At 55.8% G+C, this 17,235-nt stretch carries 12 protein-coding genes and 1 pseudogene; 7 read left to right on the top strand and 6 right to left on the bottom strand.

Annotated elements, in window-relative coordinates:
• Positions 1–21: 21 nt before the first annotated feature.
• Complete coding sequence (gene rluA / locus HA41_RS01335; RefSeq protein WP_094119244.1) at positions 22–675, top strand: bifunctional tRNA pseudouridine(32) synthase/23S rRNA pseudouridine(746) synthase RluA; 654 nt, start codon at positions 22–24, stop codon at positions 673–675.
• Positions 676–737: 62 nt separating this feature from the next.
• Here the strand turns inward: rluA and djlA are convergent, their stop codons facing one another.
• Positions 738–1,547, bottom strand: a complete 810-nt coding sequence (djlA, locus tag HA41_RS01330; protein WP_094119243.1) for a co-chaperone DjlA — start codon at positions 1,545–1,547, stop codon at positions 738–740.
• 182 nt (positions 1,548–1,729) lie between these two features.
• Here djlA and lptD point away from each other — a divergent pair, with 182 nt between their 5' ends.
• From lptD to apaH, 6 genes and pseudogenes are all read left to right on the top strand, one after another.
• Complete coding sequence (lptD, locus tag HA41_RS01325; protein WP_094119310.1) at positions 1,730–4,102, top strand: LPS assembly protein LptD; 2,373 nt, start codon at positions 1,730–1,732, stop codon at positions 4,100–4,102.
• A gap of 54 nt (positions 4,103–4,156) precedes the next feature.
• Positions 4,157–5,451, top strand: a pseudogene (surA, locus tag HA41_RS01320) (peptidylprolyl isomerase SurA).
• On the top strand, positions 5,441–6,433 hold the full coding sequence (pdxA, locus tag HA41_RS01315) for a 4-hydroxythreonine-4-phosphate dehydrogenase PdxA (protein ID WP_094119242.1): 993 nt from the start codon (positions 5,441–5,443) through the stop codon (positions 6,431–6,433). The pseudogene surA and the gene pdxA overlap by 11 nt, the downstream one beginning before the upstream one ends.
• The gene (gene rsmA, locus HA41_RS01310; protein WP_094119241.1) at positions 6,426–7,247 is read left to right on the top strand and encodes a 16S rRNA (adenine(1518)-N(6)/adenine(1519)-N(6))-dimethyltransferase RsmA; all 822 of its coding nucleotides are present in this window, start codon (positions 6,426–6,428) and stop codon (positions 7,245–7,247) included. The genes pdxA and rsmA overlap by 8 nt, the downstream gene beginning before the upstream one ends.
• Before the next feature lie 3 nt (positions 7,248–7,250).
• Entirely contained in the window at positions 7,251–7,628 is a 378-nt protein-coding gene (gene apaG, locus HA41_RS01305; protein WP_094119240.1) for a Co2+/Mg2+ efflux protein ApaG, read from the top strand.
• 55 nt (positions 7,629–7,683) lie between these two features.
• On the top strand, positions 7,684–8,541 hold the full coding sequence (gene apaH / locus HA41_RS01300; RefSeq protein WP_094119239.1) for a bis(5'-nucleosyl)-tetraphosphatase (symmetrical) ApaH: 858 nt from the start codon (positions 7,684–7,686) through the stop codon (positions 8,539–8,541).
• A 36-nt stretch (positions 8,542–8,577) separates the two neighbouring features.
• On the opposite strand, the gene HA41_RS01295 is transcribed toward apaH, so the two are convergent.
• From HA41_RS01295 to carA, 5 genes are all read right to left on the bottom strand, one after another.
• A complete protein-coding gene (locus tag HA41_RS01295; protein WP_094119238.1) occupies positions 8,578–10,461 on the bottom strand; it encodes a PhoX family protein in 1,884 nt (627 codons plus the stop codon).
• 101 nt (positions 10,462–10,562) lie between these two features.
• Positions 10,563–11,045, bottom strand: coding sequence for a type 3 dihydrofolate reductase (gene folA, locus HA41_RS01290; protein WP_094119237.1), 483 nt, complete (start codon positions 11,043–11,045; stop codon positions 10,563–10,565).
• Between the two features lie 235 nt (positions 11,046–11,280).
• On the bottom strand, positions 11,281–12,414 hold the full coding sequence (locus tag HA41_RS01285; RefSeq protein ID WP_425270635.1) for a porin: 1,134 nt from the start codon (positions 12,412–12,414) through the stop codon (positions 11,281–11,283).
• A gap of 237 nt (positions 12,415–12,651) precedes the next feature.
• Positions 12,652–15,879 carry a carbamoyl-phosphate synthase large subunit gene (carB, locus tag HA41_RS01280; RefSeq protein ID WP_094119235.1) on the bottom strand — a complete coding sequence of 1,076 codons (3,228 nt, stop codon included), beginning with the start codon at positions 15,877–15,879 and terminating at the stop codon, positions 12,652–12,654.
• Positions 15,880–15,892: 13 nt separating this feature from the next.
• Positions 15,893–17,041 (bottom strand): glutamine-hydrolyzing carbamoyl-phosphate synthase small subunit, encoded by a 1,149-nt coding sequence (gene carA / locus HA41_RS01275; protein WP_094119234.1) that lies wholly within the window; start codon positions 17,039–17,041, stop codon positions 15,893–15,895.
• Positions 17,042–17,235: the final 194 nt, after the last annotated feature.

Here is a 17,235-nt window from a genome sequence, read left to right as displayed (position 1 = left end):
CCCTTATTTTTGGAAAGATGTATGGAACCCTACAATCCACCGCGTGAACCCTGGCTGCACATTCTCTATCAGGATGCGCACATCATGGTGGTGAACAAGCCCAGCGGCCTGCTTTCAGTGCCGGGCCGGCTGGACGAACATAAAGATAGCGTGATGACGCGGATCCAGCGTGATTACCCGCAGGCAGAGTCGGTGCACCGGCTGGATATGGCCACCAGCGGCGTGATTGTGGTGGCGCTGACCAAAGCGGCAGAGCGTGAGCTGAAACGGCAGTTCCGGGAGCGTGAGCCGGCTAAGCGTTATGTTGCCTGCATCTGGGGCCATCCGGCAGAGGAAAAGGGGCTGATTGATCTGCCGCTGATTTGCGACTGGCCCAACCGACCGAAGCAGAAGGTCTGCTTTGAGACCGGCAAAGCCGCACAGACCGAATATCAGGTGCTGGAGTATCGCGCCGATAACAGCGCACGCGTGTCGCTGAAACCGATTACCGGCCGTTCACATCAGCTGCGGGTACACTTACTGGCGCTGGGGCATCCGATTCTGGGCGATAACTTTTATGCGCATCCGGAGGCCAAAGCGATGGCTTCCCGTCTGTTGCTGCATGCTGAGTCCCTGACCATTACCCATCCCGCTTTCGGTAACCTCATGACCTTCCGCCAGCCCGCTGACTTTTAATCACCGGCCGGGCAGCCCGTGACGTCAGCCGGTTAAGGAGAGACGTCACGACAACAGCGCGATTATTTAAACCCTTTCTCTTTGCGGATCAGGTCGTAAGCGGCCTGAATTTCCTGCGCTTTCTGCTTCGCCATCTCCATCATCTCCGGCGGCAGCCCTTTGGCCACCAGCTTATCGGGATGGTGTTCCGTCATCAGCTTGCGGTAGGCACGTTTGATGGTGGTGGCATCATCGCTGCTCTTTACGCCCAGTACACTACAGGCATCTTCCAGCGTCGGTCCGCGTTGCGCCTGCTGGAAACCACCGGCTGAACGCTGACCGCCGCCGAATTGCTGACCGCCTTCCATCATCCGCAGGAACTGATCGAACTGACCGCGCGATATTCCCAGCTCTTCCGCAATCACGTAGAGCACCTGACGCTCATTAGGATGCAGTGAACCGTCAGCAAAGGCGGCCTGAATCTGAATCTCCAGAAACATCCGAATCAGGTCAAATCGTCCGAAACAGGCGCTGCGCAGTTCACGCAGTTTGCTGCGCAGCGGATAATCGGCCTGCTTGCCTTCGCGGAACGCGCGCTGAGCCGCAGTACGCGATTCGCCGTGCAACTGCATCCGCTCCATTAATAGCGAGGCAATCTGAATATCCGCTTCGGTGACGCGCCCTTTTGACTTGGTCAGATGGCCCATCACCTGAAAGGTGGTGCTGAAAAACAGCGTTTGTCGGGTTTGATTATTCGAGAAGTAAGCCTTGCCTTGTGCGCCGCGAACTTTGTCAATCATATGGCCAATGATCAAACCGATCACAATACCCCAAAAGCCTGCACCGGAAAGTAATCCCACCGCCAGACCCACAACTTTTCCCCAGTAGCGCATAAACTCCTCAATTCGCCATGCTTGCGGCTGAAAATTGCATTATCATACCTGTCATTTATCTCAGCGCCTAACGGCAACGCGGACAGAAAAGGATTAACACTGGCACAACGCCGGGCAGTAAGTTAGTCTCTGACCCGATTGTCGGCATGATGCCAGTTTTCATGGAATTCTCGATACCGCGTATGAAAAAACATATACCTACCCTGCTGGCCACTCTGATCGGCTCAGCCATTAGCCAGCAAGCCTTTGCCGACGATTTAATGTCGCAGTGTATGTTAGGCGTGCCGAGTTACAACCGCCCGTTGGTAAGTGGCGACACTAACCAGCTGCCGGTAACCATTCACTCCGACGCCGCTAAGGGGAATTACCCCAACGATGCGGTCTTCTCCGGCAATGTGAATATTGAACAGGGCAACAGCCGGATGCAGGCGGATGAAGTACAACTTCATCAGCGTCAGCCGGAGGGCCAGACCACGCCGGTTCGTACCGTGGATGCCCTGGGTAATGTGCACTACGACGACAATCAGGTCATCCTGAAAGGTCCGAAAGCCTGGTCAAACCTCAACAGCAAAGACACCAACGTCTGGAATGGCGACTACCAGATGGTGGATCGTCAGGGGCGCGGCACCGCTGACCAGATGAAGCTGCGCGGCAATAACCGCTATACCATTCTGGAAAATGGCAGCTTCACCTCCTGTCTGCCGGGTTCCAATAGCTGGAGCGTGGTGGGCTCGGAAGTCATTCAGGACCGTGAAGAGGAAGTGGCGGAGATCTGGAACGCCCGCTTCAAGCTTGGCTCGGTGCCGGTATTTTACAGTCCCTATCTGCAGTTACCGATTGGCGATCGCCGCCGCTCCGGTTTCCTGATCCCAAATGCAAAATATGGCAGCAACAACGGCTTTGAATTTGTGCTGCCCTATTACTGGAACATTGCGCCGCAGGTCGACGCCACCATCACGCCGCACTACATGAGTAAGCGTGGCATGCAGTTTGAAAACGAATTCCGTTATCTGACTGTCGCCGGTGCGGGTCTGGTGGAGTTCGATTATCTGGGATCGGACAAACAGTACGATAACGACAAAGCGGTGCGCGGCATCGCCGAGGACGACAGTTCTGACCGCTGGTTATTCTACTGGCGTCATGCCGGTGTTTATGACCAGAACTGGCGCTTCAGTGCCGACTACACCAAGGTCAGCGACCAGTACTACTTCAACGATCTCGACTCGAAGTACTACAGCTCGACCGACAACTACGCTACGCAGAAATTCAGCATTGGCTATGCAGAGTCCAACTGGGACGCCACGCTCTCGACTAAAGACTTCCAGGTGTTTGGCGACACCAGCAACAGCAATGTCTACCGCGCAATGCCGCAGCTGGATCTCAATTTCTATCAGAACGATATCGGTCCGTTTGATGGCCGCATCTACGCACAGGCGGTGAAATTTACTAACGTCAGCGATCGCTATCCTGAAGCGACCCGTTTACACGTTGAACCGACGCTGAACCTGCCGCTCTCCAACGGCTGGGCCAGTCTGGATACCGAAGCGAAGCTGCTGGCGACCCATTATCAGCAAACTGACGTCGAGTACTACAACAACAATTACGCTGGCGTGAATGGCAAGAGTGGCGCTCTTGATGAGTCGGTAAACCGCACCCTGCCACAGTTTAAAGTTGATGGCCGGATGGTGTTTGACCGCGATATGATTTCGGCGGCAGGCTATACCCAGACGCTGGAACCGCGGGTGCAGTACCTTTATATCCCGTATCGCGACCAGAGCAATATCTATCCGTACGACTCGACCCAGCTGCAAACTGACTACACCGGTCTGTTCCGCGACCGTACCTATAGCGGCCTGGATCGCATCGCGTCCGCCAACGAAGTGGCAACCGGCGTCACTACACGTATTTATGATAACGATCTGGTTGAACGTTTTAACGTTTCCGTGGGTCAAATCTACTCGTTTACCCCTTCTCGCACTGGCGTCAATCAGACCAGTGAAGAAGATGATACCGGCAGCCTGATCTGGGCTGGCGATACATACTGGAAAGTAAGCGATCGTTGGGGCGTTCGGGGTGGGATTCAGTATGATACCAAACTCGATAACGTCTCCCAGGGAAATGCCGTCCTGGAATACCGTCGTGATGCCGATCGTATGGTGCAGCTGAGCTACCGCTACAGCAGCCCGGAATACGTGGCGACCGCACTGAATGACAGTACGCTGGTGGATAACCCTATTTTCAAAAACGGGATTTCTCAGGTCGGCACCACGGCCAGCTGGCCGATTGCGGATGCATGGTCTGTCGTAGGCGCTTACTACTACGATACCCGCAACACGCGTCCGGCATCGCAACTGGTTGGCCTGCAATACAGCTCATGCTGTTACGCGATTCGCCTGGGCTACGAGCGCAAAATTAACGGTTGGGAAAATAACGACAGTAAGTATGACAACCAAATCTCATTCAACATTGAGCTGCGTGGTCTGAGTTCCAACTATGGCTTAGGCACCAACCAAATGCTGCGTCAGGGCATCATTCCTTACCAGCGCGCTTTCTGATGTTGTGATGTTTGACAGGCAATCCCGCAGTGCGGAACCAACAATGGATAAAGTATGAAGAACTGGAGAATGCTGATTCTTGGTGTGGCGATCAGTGCCAACACCGCGTTCGCAGCACCACAAGTGGTTGATAAAGTTGCAGCCGTGGTCAATAACGGCGTGGTGCTTGAGAGCGACGTGGACGGTATGATGAGCACCGTCAAATCTCAGGCCCAGCAGGCAGGTCAGCAGTTGCCAGATGACAAAACGTTGCGCCATCAGATTCTGGAACGTCAGATCATGGACAACATTATTCTGCAGATGGGCGAAAAAGCGGGCGTTGAGATCAGCGACCAGCAGCTGGATCAGGCAATTCAGAACATCGCTGCGCAGAACCGTATGAGCCTCGATCAGCTGCGTAGCCGTCTGGCTTACGACGGCATGAACTACAGCACCTACCGTTCGCAGATCCGTAAAGAGATGCTGATTGCGGAAGTGCGTAATAACGAAGTGCGCCGTCGCGTCACCATCCTGCCTCAGGAAGTGGATACACTGTCGACGCAGATCGGCTCACAGAACAGTCAGGGCACCGAGCTGAACGTCAGCCACATCCTGCTGCCGCTGCCAGAAAACCCGACACAGCAGCAGGTCGATGAGCAGGAAACCCTGGCGAAACAGCTGGTGGGTGAACTCAAAAATGGCGCGGACTTCGGCAAAATGGCGGTCACCTACTCGGCTGACTCTCAGGCGCTGAAAGGCGGCAACATGGGCTGGGGCAAAATCGAAGAGCTACCGACGCTGTTTGCGCAGGCGCTGGCAACCGCGAAGAAAGGCGACATCGTCGGTCCGGTTCGTTCCGGTGTCGGTTTCCACATTCTGAAGGTGAACGATCTGCGCGGTGAGAGCAAAAATGTCTCGGTGACCGAAGTGCATTCGCGTCACATTCTGCTGAAGCCGTCGCCGATTCTCACTGACGATCAGGCGCGTGCTCAGCTGGAGCAGATTGCCGCCGATATTCGCAGTGGAAAACCACCTTCGCGGCCGCCGCTAAAAAGTTCTCGGACGATCCAGGCTCTGCCAACCAGGGCGGCGATCTCGGCTGGACCTCACCGGAAGCCTTTGATCCGGCGTTCCGCGATGCGCTGCTGCGCCTGCAAAAAGGCCAGACCAGCCAGCCGGTCCATTCCTCTTTCGGCTGGCATTTAATCCAGCTGCTGGATACCCGTCAGGTGGATAAAACCGATGCGGCCCAGAAAGAGCGAGCCTATCGCATGTTGTTCAACCGCAAGTTTGCAGAAGAGGCACAGACCTGGATGCAGGAACAACGTGCCAGTGCCTACGTGAAGATTCTGGATAACAATGCGCAGTAACACCCGAGTGGTGATCACGCCCGGCGAACCCGCCGGGATTGGTCCCGATTTGACGGTGCAACTGGCCCAGCAAAACTGGCCGGTTGAACTGGTGGTGTGCGCCTCACCGGCTTTATTGCAGCAGCGTGCGGCGCAGCTCGGTCTGCCGCTGACGCTGCGGAATTATCAGCCCGGCGTGGCGGCACAGCCGCAGCAGGCGGGTACGCTGACTATCCTGCCGATTGAAACCGCACAGCCGGTAACGCCTGGCGAGCTCTGCGTGGCCAACAGCGACTATGTGTTGTCCACGCTGGCGCGCGCCTGTGACGGTTGTCTGAGCGGCGAATTTGCCGCCCTGATCACCGGCCCGGTGCACAAAGGTGTGATCAACGATGCCGGTATCGCCTTCACCGGCCATACTGAGTTCTTTGCCGATCGCGCCGGTGGCCATCGGGTGGTGATGATGCTGGCAACCGAATCGCTGCGTGTTGCGCTGGCCACCACCCATCTGCCGCTGAAAGCGGTCTCAGACGCGGTGACGCGGGAGTGTCTGCACGAAGTCATTACCATTCTGCATCACGACCTGCAGCAGAAATTCGCCATTGCCGAGCCGCACATTTACGTCTGTGGCCTTAACCCGCATGCGGGTGAAAGCGGCCACATGGGTCGGGAAGAGATCGACGTTATTATCCCGGCATTGAACGAATTGCGTCAGCAGGGGATTCAGCTGACCGGCCCGCTGCCGGCGGATACGCTGTTCCAGCCCAAATATCTGCAATATGCCGATGCGGTGCTGGCGATGTATCACGACCAGGGCCTGCCGGTGCTAAAATTTCAGGGGTTTGGCCGGGCGGTAAATATTACCCTTGGCCTGCCCTTTATCCGGACTTCAGTTGACCACGGCACCGCGCTTGAACTTGCCGGGCTGGGCCAGGCTGAACCGGGCAGCTTCATCACGGCGCTTAACCTCGCCATCACTATGATCAAGAGCAGTAATGAATAATCGCGTCCATCAGGGGCACTACGCCCGTAAACGTTTCGGGCAGAACTTCCTGAACGATCAGTACATTATCGACAGCATTGTCTCCGCTATCCATCCGCAGCGCGATGAAGCGCTGGTGGAGATCGGTCCTGGCCTGGGTGCCTTAACCGAGCCGGTGGGCGAACGCCTCGACAGCTTAACGGTGGTGGAACTGGACCGCGATCTCGCTGCGCGTCTGCAAACCCATCCGTTCCTCGGACCGAAGCTGACCATTTTCCAGCAGGATGCCATGACCTTCGACTTCGCCGCGCTGGCGCAGGAACGCGGCCAGCCGCTGCGTGTGTTTGGTAACCTGCCGTACAATATTTCGACCCCGCTGATGTTTCACCTTTTCAGCTATACTGGTTCGATCAAAGACATGCACTTCATGTTGCAGAAAGAGGTGGTCAACCGTCTGGTGGCCGGTCCGGGCAGCAAAGCGTATGGTCGTCTGACGGTCATGGCGCAATATTACTGCCAGGTGATCCCGGTGCTGGAAGTGCCGCCACACTCCTTCACGCCGCCGCCGAAAGTGGATTCTGCCGTGGTACGCCTGGTACCGTTTGCCGAGCCGCCACATCCGGTCAGCGACGTGCGTATCCTGAGCCGCGTGACCACTGAAGCCTTTGGTCAGCGTCGTAAAACCCTGCGCAACAGCCTGAGCCATATGGTCGCGGCCGGTGCGCTGGAAGCGTTGTCGATTGATCCAACCCTGCGGGCCGAAAACGTCTCGGTCGCGCAATATTGTCAGCTGGCAAACTGGCTGGCGGACCATCAGGGAAAATCGCAGGAGTAAGTGATGAGTGAAACGGCCCGCGTCTCGGTTCATGTACAAAGCCAGTACGTTGCTTCGCAATCTTCTCCGGATGACGAACGTTACGTCTTCGCCTATACCATTACCATACGCAATCTCGGCCGTTCATCAGTGCAACTGCTGGGACGCTACTGGCTGATTACTAACGGTAACGGCCGGGAAACCGAAGTTCAGGGCGAAGGTGTTGTTGGTGAACAGCCGCACATCGCTGCCGGTAATGAATTTCAGTACACCAGCGGTGCTGTGATTGAAACCCCAATGGGCACCATGCAGGGACACTATGTGATGGTCGACGAGCAGGGTGAAACCTTTCACGTTGAGATCCCGGTTTTCCGCCTCGCAATTCAGACTCACATTCATTGATTTGCACGCCTGTTGCCCGCGTCGTCGGGCAAATTTTCATACTGGATAAAAGTCTATGAGCACATACCTGATTGGTGACGTTCACGGGTGCTACGACGAATTACGTGCGCTACTGCAGCAGGTCGATTTCGATCCTCAGCAGGATACGCTGTGGCTGACCGGTGACCTGGTGGCGCGCGGCCCCGGCTCGCTTGAAGTACTGCGCTACGTGAAATCGCTGGGTAATGCGGTGCGACTGGTACTGGGTAATCACGATCTGCATCTGCTGGCGGTCTACGCGGGTATCAGCCGTAACAAACCCAAAGATCGCCTGACACCGCTGCTGGAAGCGGAGGATGCGGATGAACTGATTAACTGGCTGCGTCGTCAACCGCTGTTGCAGGTTGATGAAGAGAAAAAGCTGGTGATGGGCCATGCCGGCATTACGCCGCAGTGGGATATTGAAACCGCAAAAAAGTGTGCGCGTGAAGTAGAGTCGGTACTGGCCAGTGACAGCTATCCGCTGTTCCTGGATGCGATGTATGGCGACATGCCGAACAACTGGAGCGAAGACCTCACCGGACTGGCCCGCCTGCGCTTCAGTACCAATGCCCTGACCCGCATGCGTTACTGCTTCCCGAATGGTCAGCTGGATATGATCTGTAAGGATACGCCGGAATCGGCGCTGCCGCCGTTAAAGCCCTGGTTCAACATTGAAGGACCGGTGGCACGCGACTATACCATTGTGTTTGGTCACTGGGCCTCGCTGGAAGGCAAAGGTACGCCAGCAGGGATTATTGGCCTGGATACCGGTTGCTGCTGGGGCGGTACGCTGACGCTGCTGCACTGGGAAAGCCAGCGTTACGTGGTGCAGCCATCGAATCGTGAAAAGGCCTTAGCCTCCAGCGAGAACCTGTCCCCCCCGACGCTGTAACAGAGATACTGGCCTGATCGGCCAGTATCTGCAGCGTTATGCGCCGATAACGCCGCCATCTTCGCGAGTAATCATCACCACTGATGAGCGTGGACGCGGGCTGTTGTGCGGGAAGTGAGAGTCGCCCTCTTCACCCGGATGCTGAACATTAACAAACAGCGTTTTGTAATCCGGCGTGAAGGTAATGCCGGTCAGCTCGCATGATTTGGGTCCCACCATGAACCGGCGGATTTCGCCGCTGTTCGGGTCACCGACCAGCATCTGATTATTGCCCTGCCCCTGATAATCCTCTTTATTGCTGTACTTGCCATCGGTCAGGATCCACAGCCGGCCCTGCGCATCAAATCCCAGTCCATCCGGACTGTTGAAGGTATTTTCAGCGGTGATGTTCGGTGTACCCCGATAGATGCCTTCGGGGTGTGCGATGGGGTTACCGCACAGGGCAAAAATATCCCAGTCAAAACGCAGCGCCGTCGCGTCGCCCTTCTCATCCCAGCGAATAATCTGTCCATAAATATTTTCAGGTCGCGGGTTGGCGGCATTGACCGGCATCGCTTCACTGCCGCGTTTGTTATTGTTGGTCAGCGTACAATAGGCGCGGCCATCATGCGGATTCACCGCGATCCACTCCGGTCGATCCATGCGCGTGGCGCTAACCACATCTGCCGCAGCACGCGCGTTAATCAGTACATCGGCCTGACTGTTGAAGCCCTTGTCAGCGGTCAGCCCATTTTCACCCCACTTTAGCGCCAGCCAGCGTCCGGTGCCTTTGAGCGGCGTGCCGTTCGCATCGCCGTTAAACTGCGCGACATAGAGCGTGCCTTTGTCGAGCAACTCGCGATTTGCCTGCGCATCGTCCGGGATGACTTTGTCGTCCGAAACATATTTATAGATATACTCGCCGCGCTCGTCGTCACCCATGTAAACCACCAGTTGCCCGGTTTTAGCGACGGTTACTGCCGCGTTTTCATGTTTGAAGCGGCCCAGCGCGGTACGTTTTACCGGAACGGAGCGTGGATCAAACGGATCGATCTCGACGATCCAGCCGTGGCGGTTAAATTCGTTGGGGTTTTTAGCGATGTCGAAGCGTGGATCGAAATCAGCCCAGTTACGTTCGGGTTCGGCGGCGTTCAGGGTGTAACGTTGCTGCTGCGGGGTGGGCGTAAAGTCAGCCTGATGAGAACCAAAGTAGGTGTCATAGTTCTCTTCACAGGTGAGATAGGTGCCCCACGGGGTTTTGCCGTTGGCGCAGTTGCCAAAGGTGCCCAGCACCTTAATTCCCTGCGGATCGGCTGCGGTCTGCAACGCTTTATCACCCGCCGCCGGGCCGGAAAAGCGCATTTCGCTATTGGCCGTGATGCGGCGGTTATAGTCAGAAGGACGTACTACCTGCCAGCGATTGCCTTCGCCACGTCTGACTTCAACGATCGAAACACCGTGCGCCGCCTGTGACTTCTTAACATCTTCCAGACTGGTGGCTTTGCTGCCGCCGTGGGCAAACAGGGTGCGTTCGTTGACATATTCGTTATTGATCGCCATGACACCATGATGGTCATCAATGGCGAAAAAGCTCATGCCGTCGTTGTTATCACCGAACTGTTTTTCCTGATCTTCTGCGCTGTTATTGCCCTGCGGATCAAACGCCGCTGCGCCGTCAACCAGCGGGTCACCCCAGGAGATTAATACCTCTGCCCGGTAGCCTGGAGCCACCACCACTTCATCAGCGGTTGAGGCGGTAATGGCTTTGAAGCCTAACAGCGGGCTGCCGGTCGGTTCGCCTTTGGCCAGTGCATGACCAGACAGCGTAAGTCCGCCACCGAGAAAGCCGGTCAGACCGAGAGCTCCGGAACCGGCAATGAATTTTCGACGCAATGGATCGGGCAGACGGTCAGTACTTAAGGCGGTTAATTCGGTTTTCATTATCATTGCTTCCTTTGTATTGATCCCAGAGAAGAAGCAATGCTAATTAAGTTAAGTGACAGCTTTGTTACAGTCGGCGAGGAACAGCGGCCGCCGCAGGATTAGCGACGGCGATCGAGGATCTCAAAACAATAGCTGTGGGAATTTTGCGCATCGGCGTCATGAAATTCACTGAATGTCGATTGCCACTCATCCGGCTCGTAGTCCGGGAACTGAGTGTCGCCTTCCACTTCCGCATCAATATGGGTCAGATAAAGACGGTCGGCACGCGGCAGCATCTGCTCATAAATCCGGCCACCGCCAATTACCATCACTTCTTCCGCCTCACCCGCAGCCTCTAACGCCGCATCCAGCGAGGTAACCCAGGTAACGCCTTCAGTGCTGCCCGGCTTGCTGCTGACCACGATGTTCAGCCGGCCCGGCAACGGACGACCAATCGATTCAAAGGTCAGCCGCCCCATAATAACCGGCTTTTTCAGCGTGTTGCGCTTAAACCACGCCAAATCTGCAGGCAGGTCCCACGGCATGGCGTTCTCCATACCAATAATGCGATCTGCTGCTAATGCCGCGATAAGACTAATCATGTTAACCACTCACTGGAAAAAATTGGCGCCATCATACGTAAAGGCGAAACTTTCGTCGATAGCGGGAAAGGTCTATTTGAGTAAAGCTTTTATGTCACCGCGTTTTCGCGCTGATGCAGAGTTTTTCACCGCACAATGGTGGCTGAATGCCGCAGCGCGACTGCGGTCCGGCTTAGGCTGGTACAACAGGAAGAGAAACAAATAAAAACGGCTCCCGCAGGAGCCGTCAGGGTAATCAGAAGTCGTAGCGCAGACGCACCAGATTCATATCACCGAGGTTATCCGTGCTGGAGGTAAAGACGTGTTCGTAATCGACGCGGAAGCCGTAGTCGAGGAACAGCGTAACGCCCAGACCGTTATCAATACGCTGGTAATTACGACCGTTAGCGTACTCGATGCGATCGCCCATTACATAAGGCTGCACCGCTTTCAGACCGTACTGTGCCACCGGCACTTTATAACCGGCAAAGTACTCAATGCCCCACGCGTCGTCAGCAAAGTAATCATGCACATCTTTGCGTTTGGTGGTCATGAAGTTCTGATACCAGCCACCGCCCGCAGAGAGGGTCCAGTTGCCTGGCGTCCAGCTCAGCGCAGTCCCCAGAATGTTCTGGTCATAATCTTTACTGTCGCCGTTATCCGGGTTACGCATCGCCGCATGGGTGTAGTTCCACGCCGTGCCCCAGGTCAGATCGTCAGTGATGTGATAATCCAGGCCCAGCGAACCGCCGCCTTTACGCTTGTAGCGCAGGCCGTTACCTGGCAGATATTCGTTATCGTCAAACAGGTATGAGGCATAGAGATCGACATCGCCGAAGGTGTTTTTATACTTCAGCTGCTTACGCGAGCGGTAAGATCCGTCATAGTCGCCATTGATACCGTTGCCGGGTGCCTGACCGATCATATCGTAATCCCAGATATCGGTTTTGGCGCCCACCACATCGTAATAGACACTGTTCTGCTGGCCAAAGGTCAGCTGACCCCAGGTTTTGCTTTTCAGGCCGGTATAGAGCTGACGACGGGTGGTGTTATTAGCGCCATCCGCGTAATGACGATCCCAGTCGAATACCGCAGGTATGTTGACGCCCAGCTCGTAGTAGCTGATCCAGCTGACATCATCAAACAGGTAGTAGTCAGCGCCGAAACGGAAACGGGTGCCGCCGTCAAAACCGTCACGCTTGTAGGATTTGTCATTCACGCCGGTCTGGTGGTTGACCTGAGCACGAATACTGCCGCCCACGGCAAAGTTCAGGCGGCTAAGCGGATCGCCCGCCTGCGGGTCCTGTTTTAACAGGGTGATTTCCGCCTGGCTGGCGAAAGGGAGCATTGCCATTAGTGCAGCCACTGCACTCAGAGAAAAAGTACGCATTTTCATTTTATTTTTGTCCTGAATCCGCTCTGGTAATGAGCGGCAGGCATAGTACTGATGAAAGATTTGTACAGGAAGTGTTTCAATTATAAAAATGTGCGAAACGGCTTCATTCGCACCGAAAGCTAAAAAATTAAGCCAAATCAGTAACTTTAATTCAAATGCGTCTGCTTATCACGAGTATTTCAGTACCAATAAAAGCCAAAAAAACGGCTCCCGCAGGAGCCGTTATCACGATTATTTCGCTTTGATTTGTGCGTGCATTTCCTGCACCGAAATAACCTGTTCCGTCGGATCGGCATTCAGCGCCATCGCCGTGGCGAAACCGCCGTTCAGCGTGGTGTCGTAGTGCACTTTATACTGCAGTGCGCTGCGGCGAATCAGCTTGGAATCCTCAATCGCCTGACGGCCTGCGGTGGTATTGACGATGTAGGTGTACTCGCCATTCTTCAGACGATCCTGAATGTGCGGACGCCCTTCATGCACCTTATTGACCAGGCGCGGATTGATGCCCGCTTCACCCAGCACCACTGCCGTACCGTGGGTCGCATCCAGTTCGAAACCAAACTTCTGCAGTTTGGCGGCGAGGTCGACGATACGTTTCTTATCGCCTTCACGCACCGACAACAGCGCACGGCCTGACTTCTTCATGTTGCTCTGCGCACCGAGCATCGCTTTGGCGAAGGCTTCAGCGAAGGTCCGTCCCACGCCCATCACCTCACCGGTGGAGCGCATTTCCGGGCCAAGAATCGGGTCGACACCCTGGAACTTGTTGAACGGCAGCACCACCTCTTTCACCGAGTAGTACGGCGGAATCACCTCTTCGGTGACGCCCTGCTCGGCCAGGGTTTTGCCAGCCATCACGCGCGCTGCCACTTTGGCCAGCGGGACCCCGGTCGCCTTAGAGACGAACGGCACGGTACGCGCGGCGCGAGGGTTGACCTCAATCAGGTAGACTTCGTTGTCTTTCACCGCGAACTGAACGTTCATTAAGCCGCGCACGTTGAGTTCAAACGCCAGCTTCTCGACCTGCTGACGCATCACATTCTGTATCTCCTGATTCAGCGTGTAGGCCGGCAGTGAACAGGCGGAGTCACCGGAGTGCACGCCCGCCTGTTCAATGTGTTCCATGATGCCGCCGATCAGCACCCGCTCACCGTCGCAAATCGCATCGACGTCCACTTCTACCGCATCATCAAGGAAGCGGTCCAGCAGGACCGGCGCATCGTTTGAGACCGAAACCGCCGTCTGGAAGTAGCGCTTGAGGTCGATTTCGTCATAAACGATTTCCATTGCGCGTCCACCGAGCACGTAGGAAGGACGCACCACCAGCGGATAACCCAGTCCGGCGGCTTTCTCTACCGCCTGCTCCAGCGTCGCCACCGTGGCGTTAGCCGGCTGCTTGAGGTTCAGGCGATCGACAGCCTGCTGGAAACGTTCACGGTCTTCCGCACGGTCAATCGAGTCCGGGCTGGTGCCGATAACCGGTACACCAGCGGCTTCCAGCGCGCGCGCCAGTTTCAGCGGGGTCTGACCGCCATACTGGACGATAACGCCTTTTGGCTGCTCAATGCGCACTATCTCCAGCACATCTTCCAGCGTGACCGGTTCGAAGTAGAGGCGATCAGAGGTGTCGTAGTCGGTCGAGACGGTTTCCGGGTTACAGTTGACCATAATGGTCTCGTAACCATCTTCACGCAGCGCCAGCGCCGCGTGAACGCAGCAGTAATCGAACTCAATGCCCTGGCCGATACGGTTGGGTCCACCGCCCAGCACCATAATTTTTTCACGATCCTGATTCGGATTCGCTTCGCACTCTTCTTCATATGTGGAGTACATGTAAGCGGTATCGGTGGCGAACTCAGCGGCGCAGGTATCCACGCGCTTGTAAACCGGATGCAGGTTGAACTGCTGACGCAGCTTACGAATCTCGCTTTCGGCCACGCCGGCCAGCGTCGCCAGTCGCGCATCGGCAAAGCCTTTACGCTTCAGGGCACGCAGGAACGTATAGTCGAGGCTGTTAACCCCTTCACGCGCCACCTGCTCTTCCAGCCGTACCAGCTCTTCAATCTGCACCAGGAACCAGCGGTCAATGTTGGTCAGGTTGAAGACGCCATCGACGGACATGCCAGCACGGAACGCATCCGCGATATACCAGATGCGGTCAGAACCGGCATCTTTCAGTTCGCGACGGATGCGGGTCAGCGCTTCCGGATCGTCGAGGTGAACTTTCGGGTCGAAGCCGTTGGCACCCACTTCCAGCCCGCGCAGCGCTTTCTGCATCGATTCCTGGAAGGTGCGGCCAATCGCCATCACTTCACCCACCGATTTCATCTGGGTGGTCAGGCGATCGTTGGCACCGGCAAATTTTTCGAAGTTGAAGCGTGGGATCTTGGTCACCACGTAGTCAATCGAGGGCTCGAACGAGGCTGGCGTTAAGCCGCCGGTGATGTCGTTCATCAACTCATCGAGGGTAAAGCCGACCGCCAGTTTGGCTGCCACTTTAGCAATCGGGAAGCCGGTGGCTTTGGAAGCCAGCGCGGAGGAGCGCGAGACGCGTGGGTTCATCTCGATCACAATCAGTCGGCCGTTTTTCGGGTTGACCGAGAACTGCACGTTGGAGCCACCGGTTTCGACACCGATTTCACGCAGCACCGCCAGCGAGGCGTTACGCATGATCTGGTACTCTTTATCGGTCAGCGTCTGGGCGGGTGCGACGGTGATCGAGTCACCGGTGTGAATGCCCATCGCATCAAAGTTTTCGATTGAGCAGACAATGATGCAGTTGTCGTTCTTATCGCGCACCACTTCCATCTCATACTCTTTCCAGCCAATCAGCGACTCATCAATCAGCAGCTCATTGGTCGGAGAGAGATCGAGACCGCGTTCGCAAATCTCTTCAAACTCTTCGCGGTTATAGGCGATACCGCCGCCGGTGCCGCCCATGGTGAATGAAGGGCGGATGATGCACGGGAAACCGACATCTTCAGCCACTGCCAGCGCTTCTTCCATATTGTGCGCGATGCCTGAACGGGCGGTATCCAGCCCGATACTTTTCATCGCCACGTCGAAACGGCGGCGGTCTTCGGCCTTATCAATCGCATCGGCAGTGGCACCAATCATGGTGACGCCAAATTCCGCCAGCACGCCCTGACGTTCCAGCTCCAGCGCACAGTTCAGCGCCGTCTGGCCGCCCATGGTCGGCAGGACCGCATCCGGGCGCTCTTTTTCGATGATTTTACGTACCACTTCCCAGTGAATCGGCTCAATGTAGGTCGCATCGGCCATTTCCGGGTCAGTCATAATGGTCGCCGGGTTGGAGTTGACCAGAATGACGCGGTAACCTTCTTCACGCAGCGCTTTACACGCCTGCGCACCGGAATAGTCAAATTCGCAGGCCTGGCCGATCACAATCGGACCGGCGCCAAGAATCAGGATGGATTTTATGTCTGTACGTTTTGGCATGATTAGCTCCTGATTACTTCGCTTTCGAACGGAATGCGTCAATCAATTCAATAAAGTGGTCAAACAGCGGTGCGGCATCGCCCGGTCCCGGACTCGCTTCAGGGTGACCCTGGAAGCTGAACGCGGGCTTGTCAGTGCGGTGAATCCCCTGCACGGTCTGGTCAAACAGCGAAATGTGCGTCACGCGCAGGTTCGCCGGCAGATCGGTTTCATCTACTGCAAAACCGTGGTTCTGCGCCGTAATCATCACGCGGTTGTTATCCAGATCTTTCACCGGATGGTTACCGCCGTGGTGGCCCAGCTTCATCTTGACAGTTTTCGCCCCGCTGGCCAGCGCCAGCAACTGGTGGCCGAGGCAGATACCAAACAACGGAATATCGGTTTTCAGGAAGGACTGAATGGCGCTGATAGCATAGTCACAGGGTTCCGGGTCGCCCGGACCGTTGGAGAGGAAAATGCCATCCGGGTTCAGCTTCAGCACCTCTTCAGCCGGGGTCTGTGCCGGGACAACCGTCAGGCGACAGCCACGGTCTACCAGCATCCGCAGGATGTTACGCTTGGCACCGTAGTCATAAGCGACCACATGGTAAGGCAGCGCTTCCGCTGCAGCCTGCTCTGGCAGTCCTCCTTCCAGCTGCCAGCTGCCCTGCTGCCAGCTATAGGTTTCCGCTGTGCAGACTTCTTTCGCCAGATCCATCCCTTTCAGACCGGGGAACGCCTGGGCTTTTTGCAGCGCCAGCGCAGCATCCGGGTTGTCACCGGCGATGATGCAGCCGTTCTGCGCCCCTTTCTCACGCAGTAAGCGCGTTAGCTTACGGGTATCAATATCGGCAATCGCCACAACGTTATTGCGCTGCAGCCAGGCAGCCAGGCCCTCTTCGCTACGGAAGTTGCTGGCGATCAGCGGCAGATCACGAATAACCAGGCCCTGAGCATGAATCTGACTGGATTCTTCATCGACGGCATTGGCACCGACATTGCCGATATGAGGATAAGTGAGAGTGACGATTTGGCGGGAATAGGAAGGATCAGTGAGGATTTCTTGATAACCGGTCATTGAGGTGTTGAAAACGACTTCCCCCACTGCCGACCCTGTTGCCCCGATGGCCCGACCGTGGAATTGGGTTCCGTCTTCCAGAACCAAGAGCGCTGACTTAATCAAAACATCCTCCAGGGAATAAACAGTCACAATATCTGCATATTAATTCAAAATACTGGCCTGAATCAATGCAAAAACCGCCTGAATTGTCGATTTTTGGCAAATTGCGCGCATTCTAATGATCGACCTGGTCCTTGTCTACCCTGAGTCGGGATTTTTTCACTATTATCTGCCTTCTGAGTGGTAAAACGGGCATG

Origin of the sequence: Pantoea conspicua (assembly GCF_002095315.1) — a bacterium.
GTDB lineage: Bacteria > Pseudomonadota > Gammaproteobacteria > Enterobacterales > Enterobacteriaceae > Pantoea > Pantoea conspicua.
The sequence above is the reverse complement of the archived record's forward strand: the minus strand, read 5'-3'. Positions and strand labels throughout refer to the sequence as shown.

What these genes read in the sequence shown, in the direction of transcription:
- apaH (WP_094119239.1), top strand. Translation starts at nt 7,684, where the DNA reads ATGAGCACATACCTGATTGGTGACGTTCACGGGTGCTACGACGAATTA.
- carB (WP_094119235.1), bottom strand. Translation starts at nt 15,879, where the DNA reads ATGCCAAAACGTACAGACATAAAATCCATCCTGATTCTTGGCGCCGGT.
- HA41_RS01295 (WP_094119238.1), bottom strand. Translation starts at nt 10,461, where the DNA reads ATGAAAACCGAATTAACCGCCTTAAGTACTGACCGTCTGCCCGATCCA.
- folA (WP_094119237.1), bottom strand. Translation starts at nt 11,045, where the DNA reads ATGATTAGTCTTATCGCGGCATTAGCAGCAGATCGCATTATTGGTATG.
- rluA (WP_094119244.1), top strand. Translation starts at nt 22, where the DNA reads ATGGAACCCTACAATCCACCGCGTGAACCCTGGCTGCACATTCTCTAT.
- HA41_RS01285 (WP_425270635.1), bottom strand. Translation starts at nt 12,414, where the DNA reads ATGCGTACTTTTTCTCTGAGTGCAGTGGCTGCACTAATGGCAATGCTC.
- djlA (WP_094119243.1), bottom strand. Translation starts at nt 1,547, where the DNA reads ATGCGCTACTGGGGAAAAGTTGTGGGTCTGGCGGTGGGATTACTTTCC.
- apaG (WP_094119240.1), top strand. Translation starts at nt 7,251, where the DNA reads ATGAGTGAAACGGCCCGCGTCTCGGTTCATGTACAAAGCCAGTACGTT.
- lptD (WP_094119310.1), top strand. Translation starts at nt 1,730, where the DNA reads ATGAAAAAACATATACCTACCCTGCTGGCCACTCTGATCGGCTCAGCC.
- rsmA (WP_094119241.1), top strand. Translation starts at nt 6,426, where the DNA reads ATGAATAATCGCGTCCATCAGGGGCACTACGCCCGTAAACGTTTCGGG.
- pdxA (WP_094119242.1), top strand. Translation starts at nt 5,441, where the DNA reads ATGCGCAGTAACACCCGAGTGGTGATCACGCCCGGCGAACCCGCCGGG.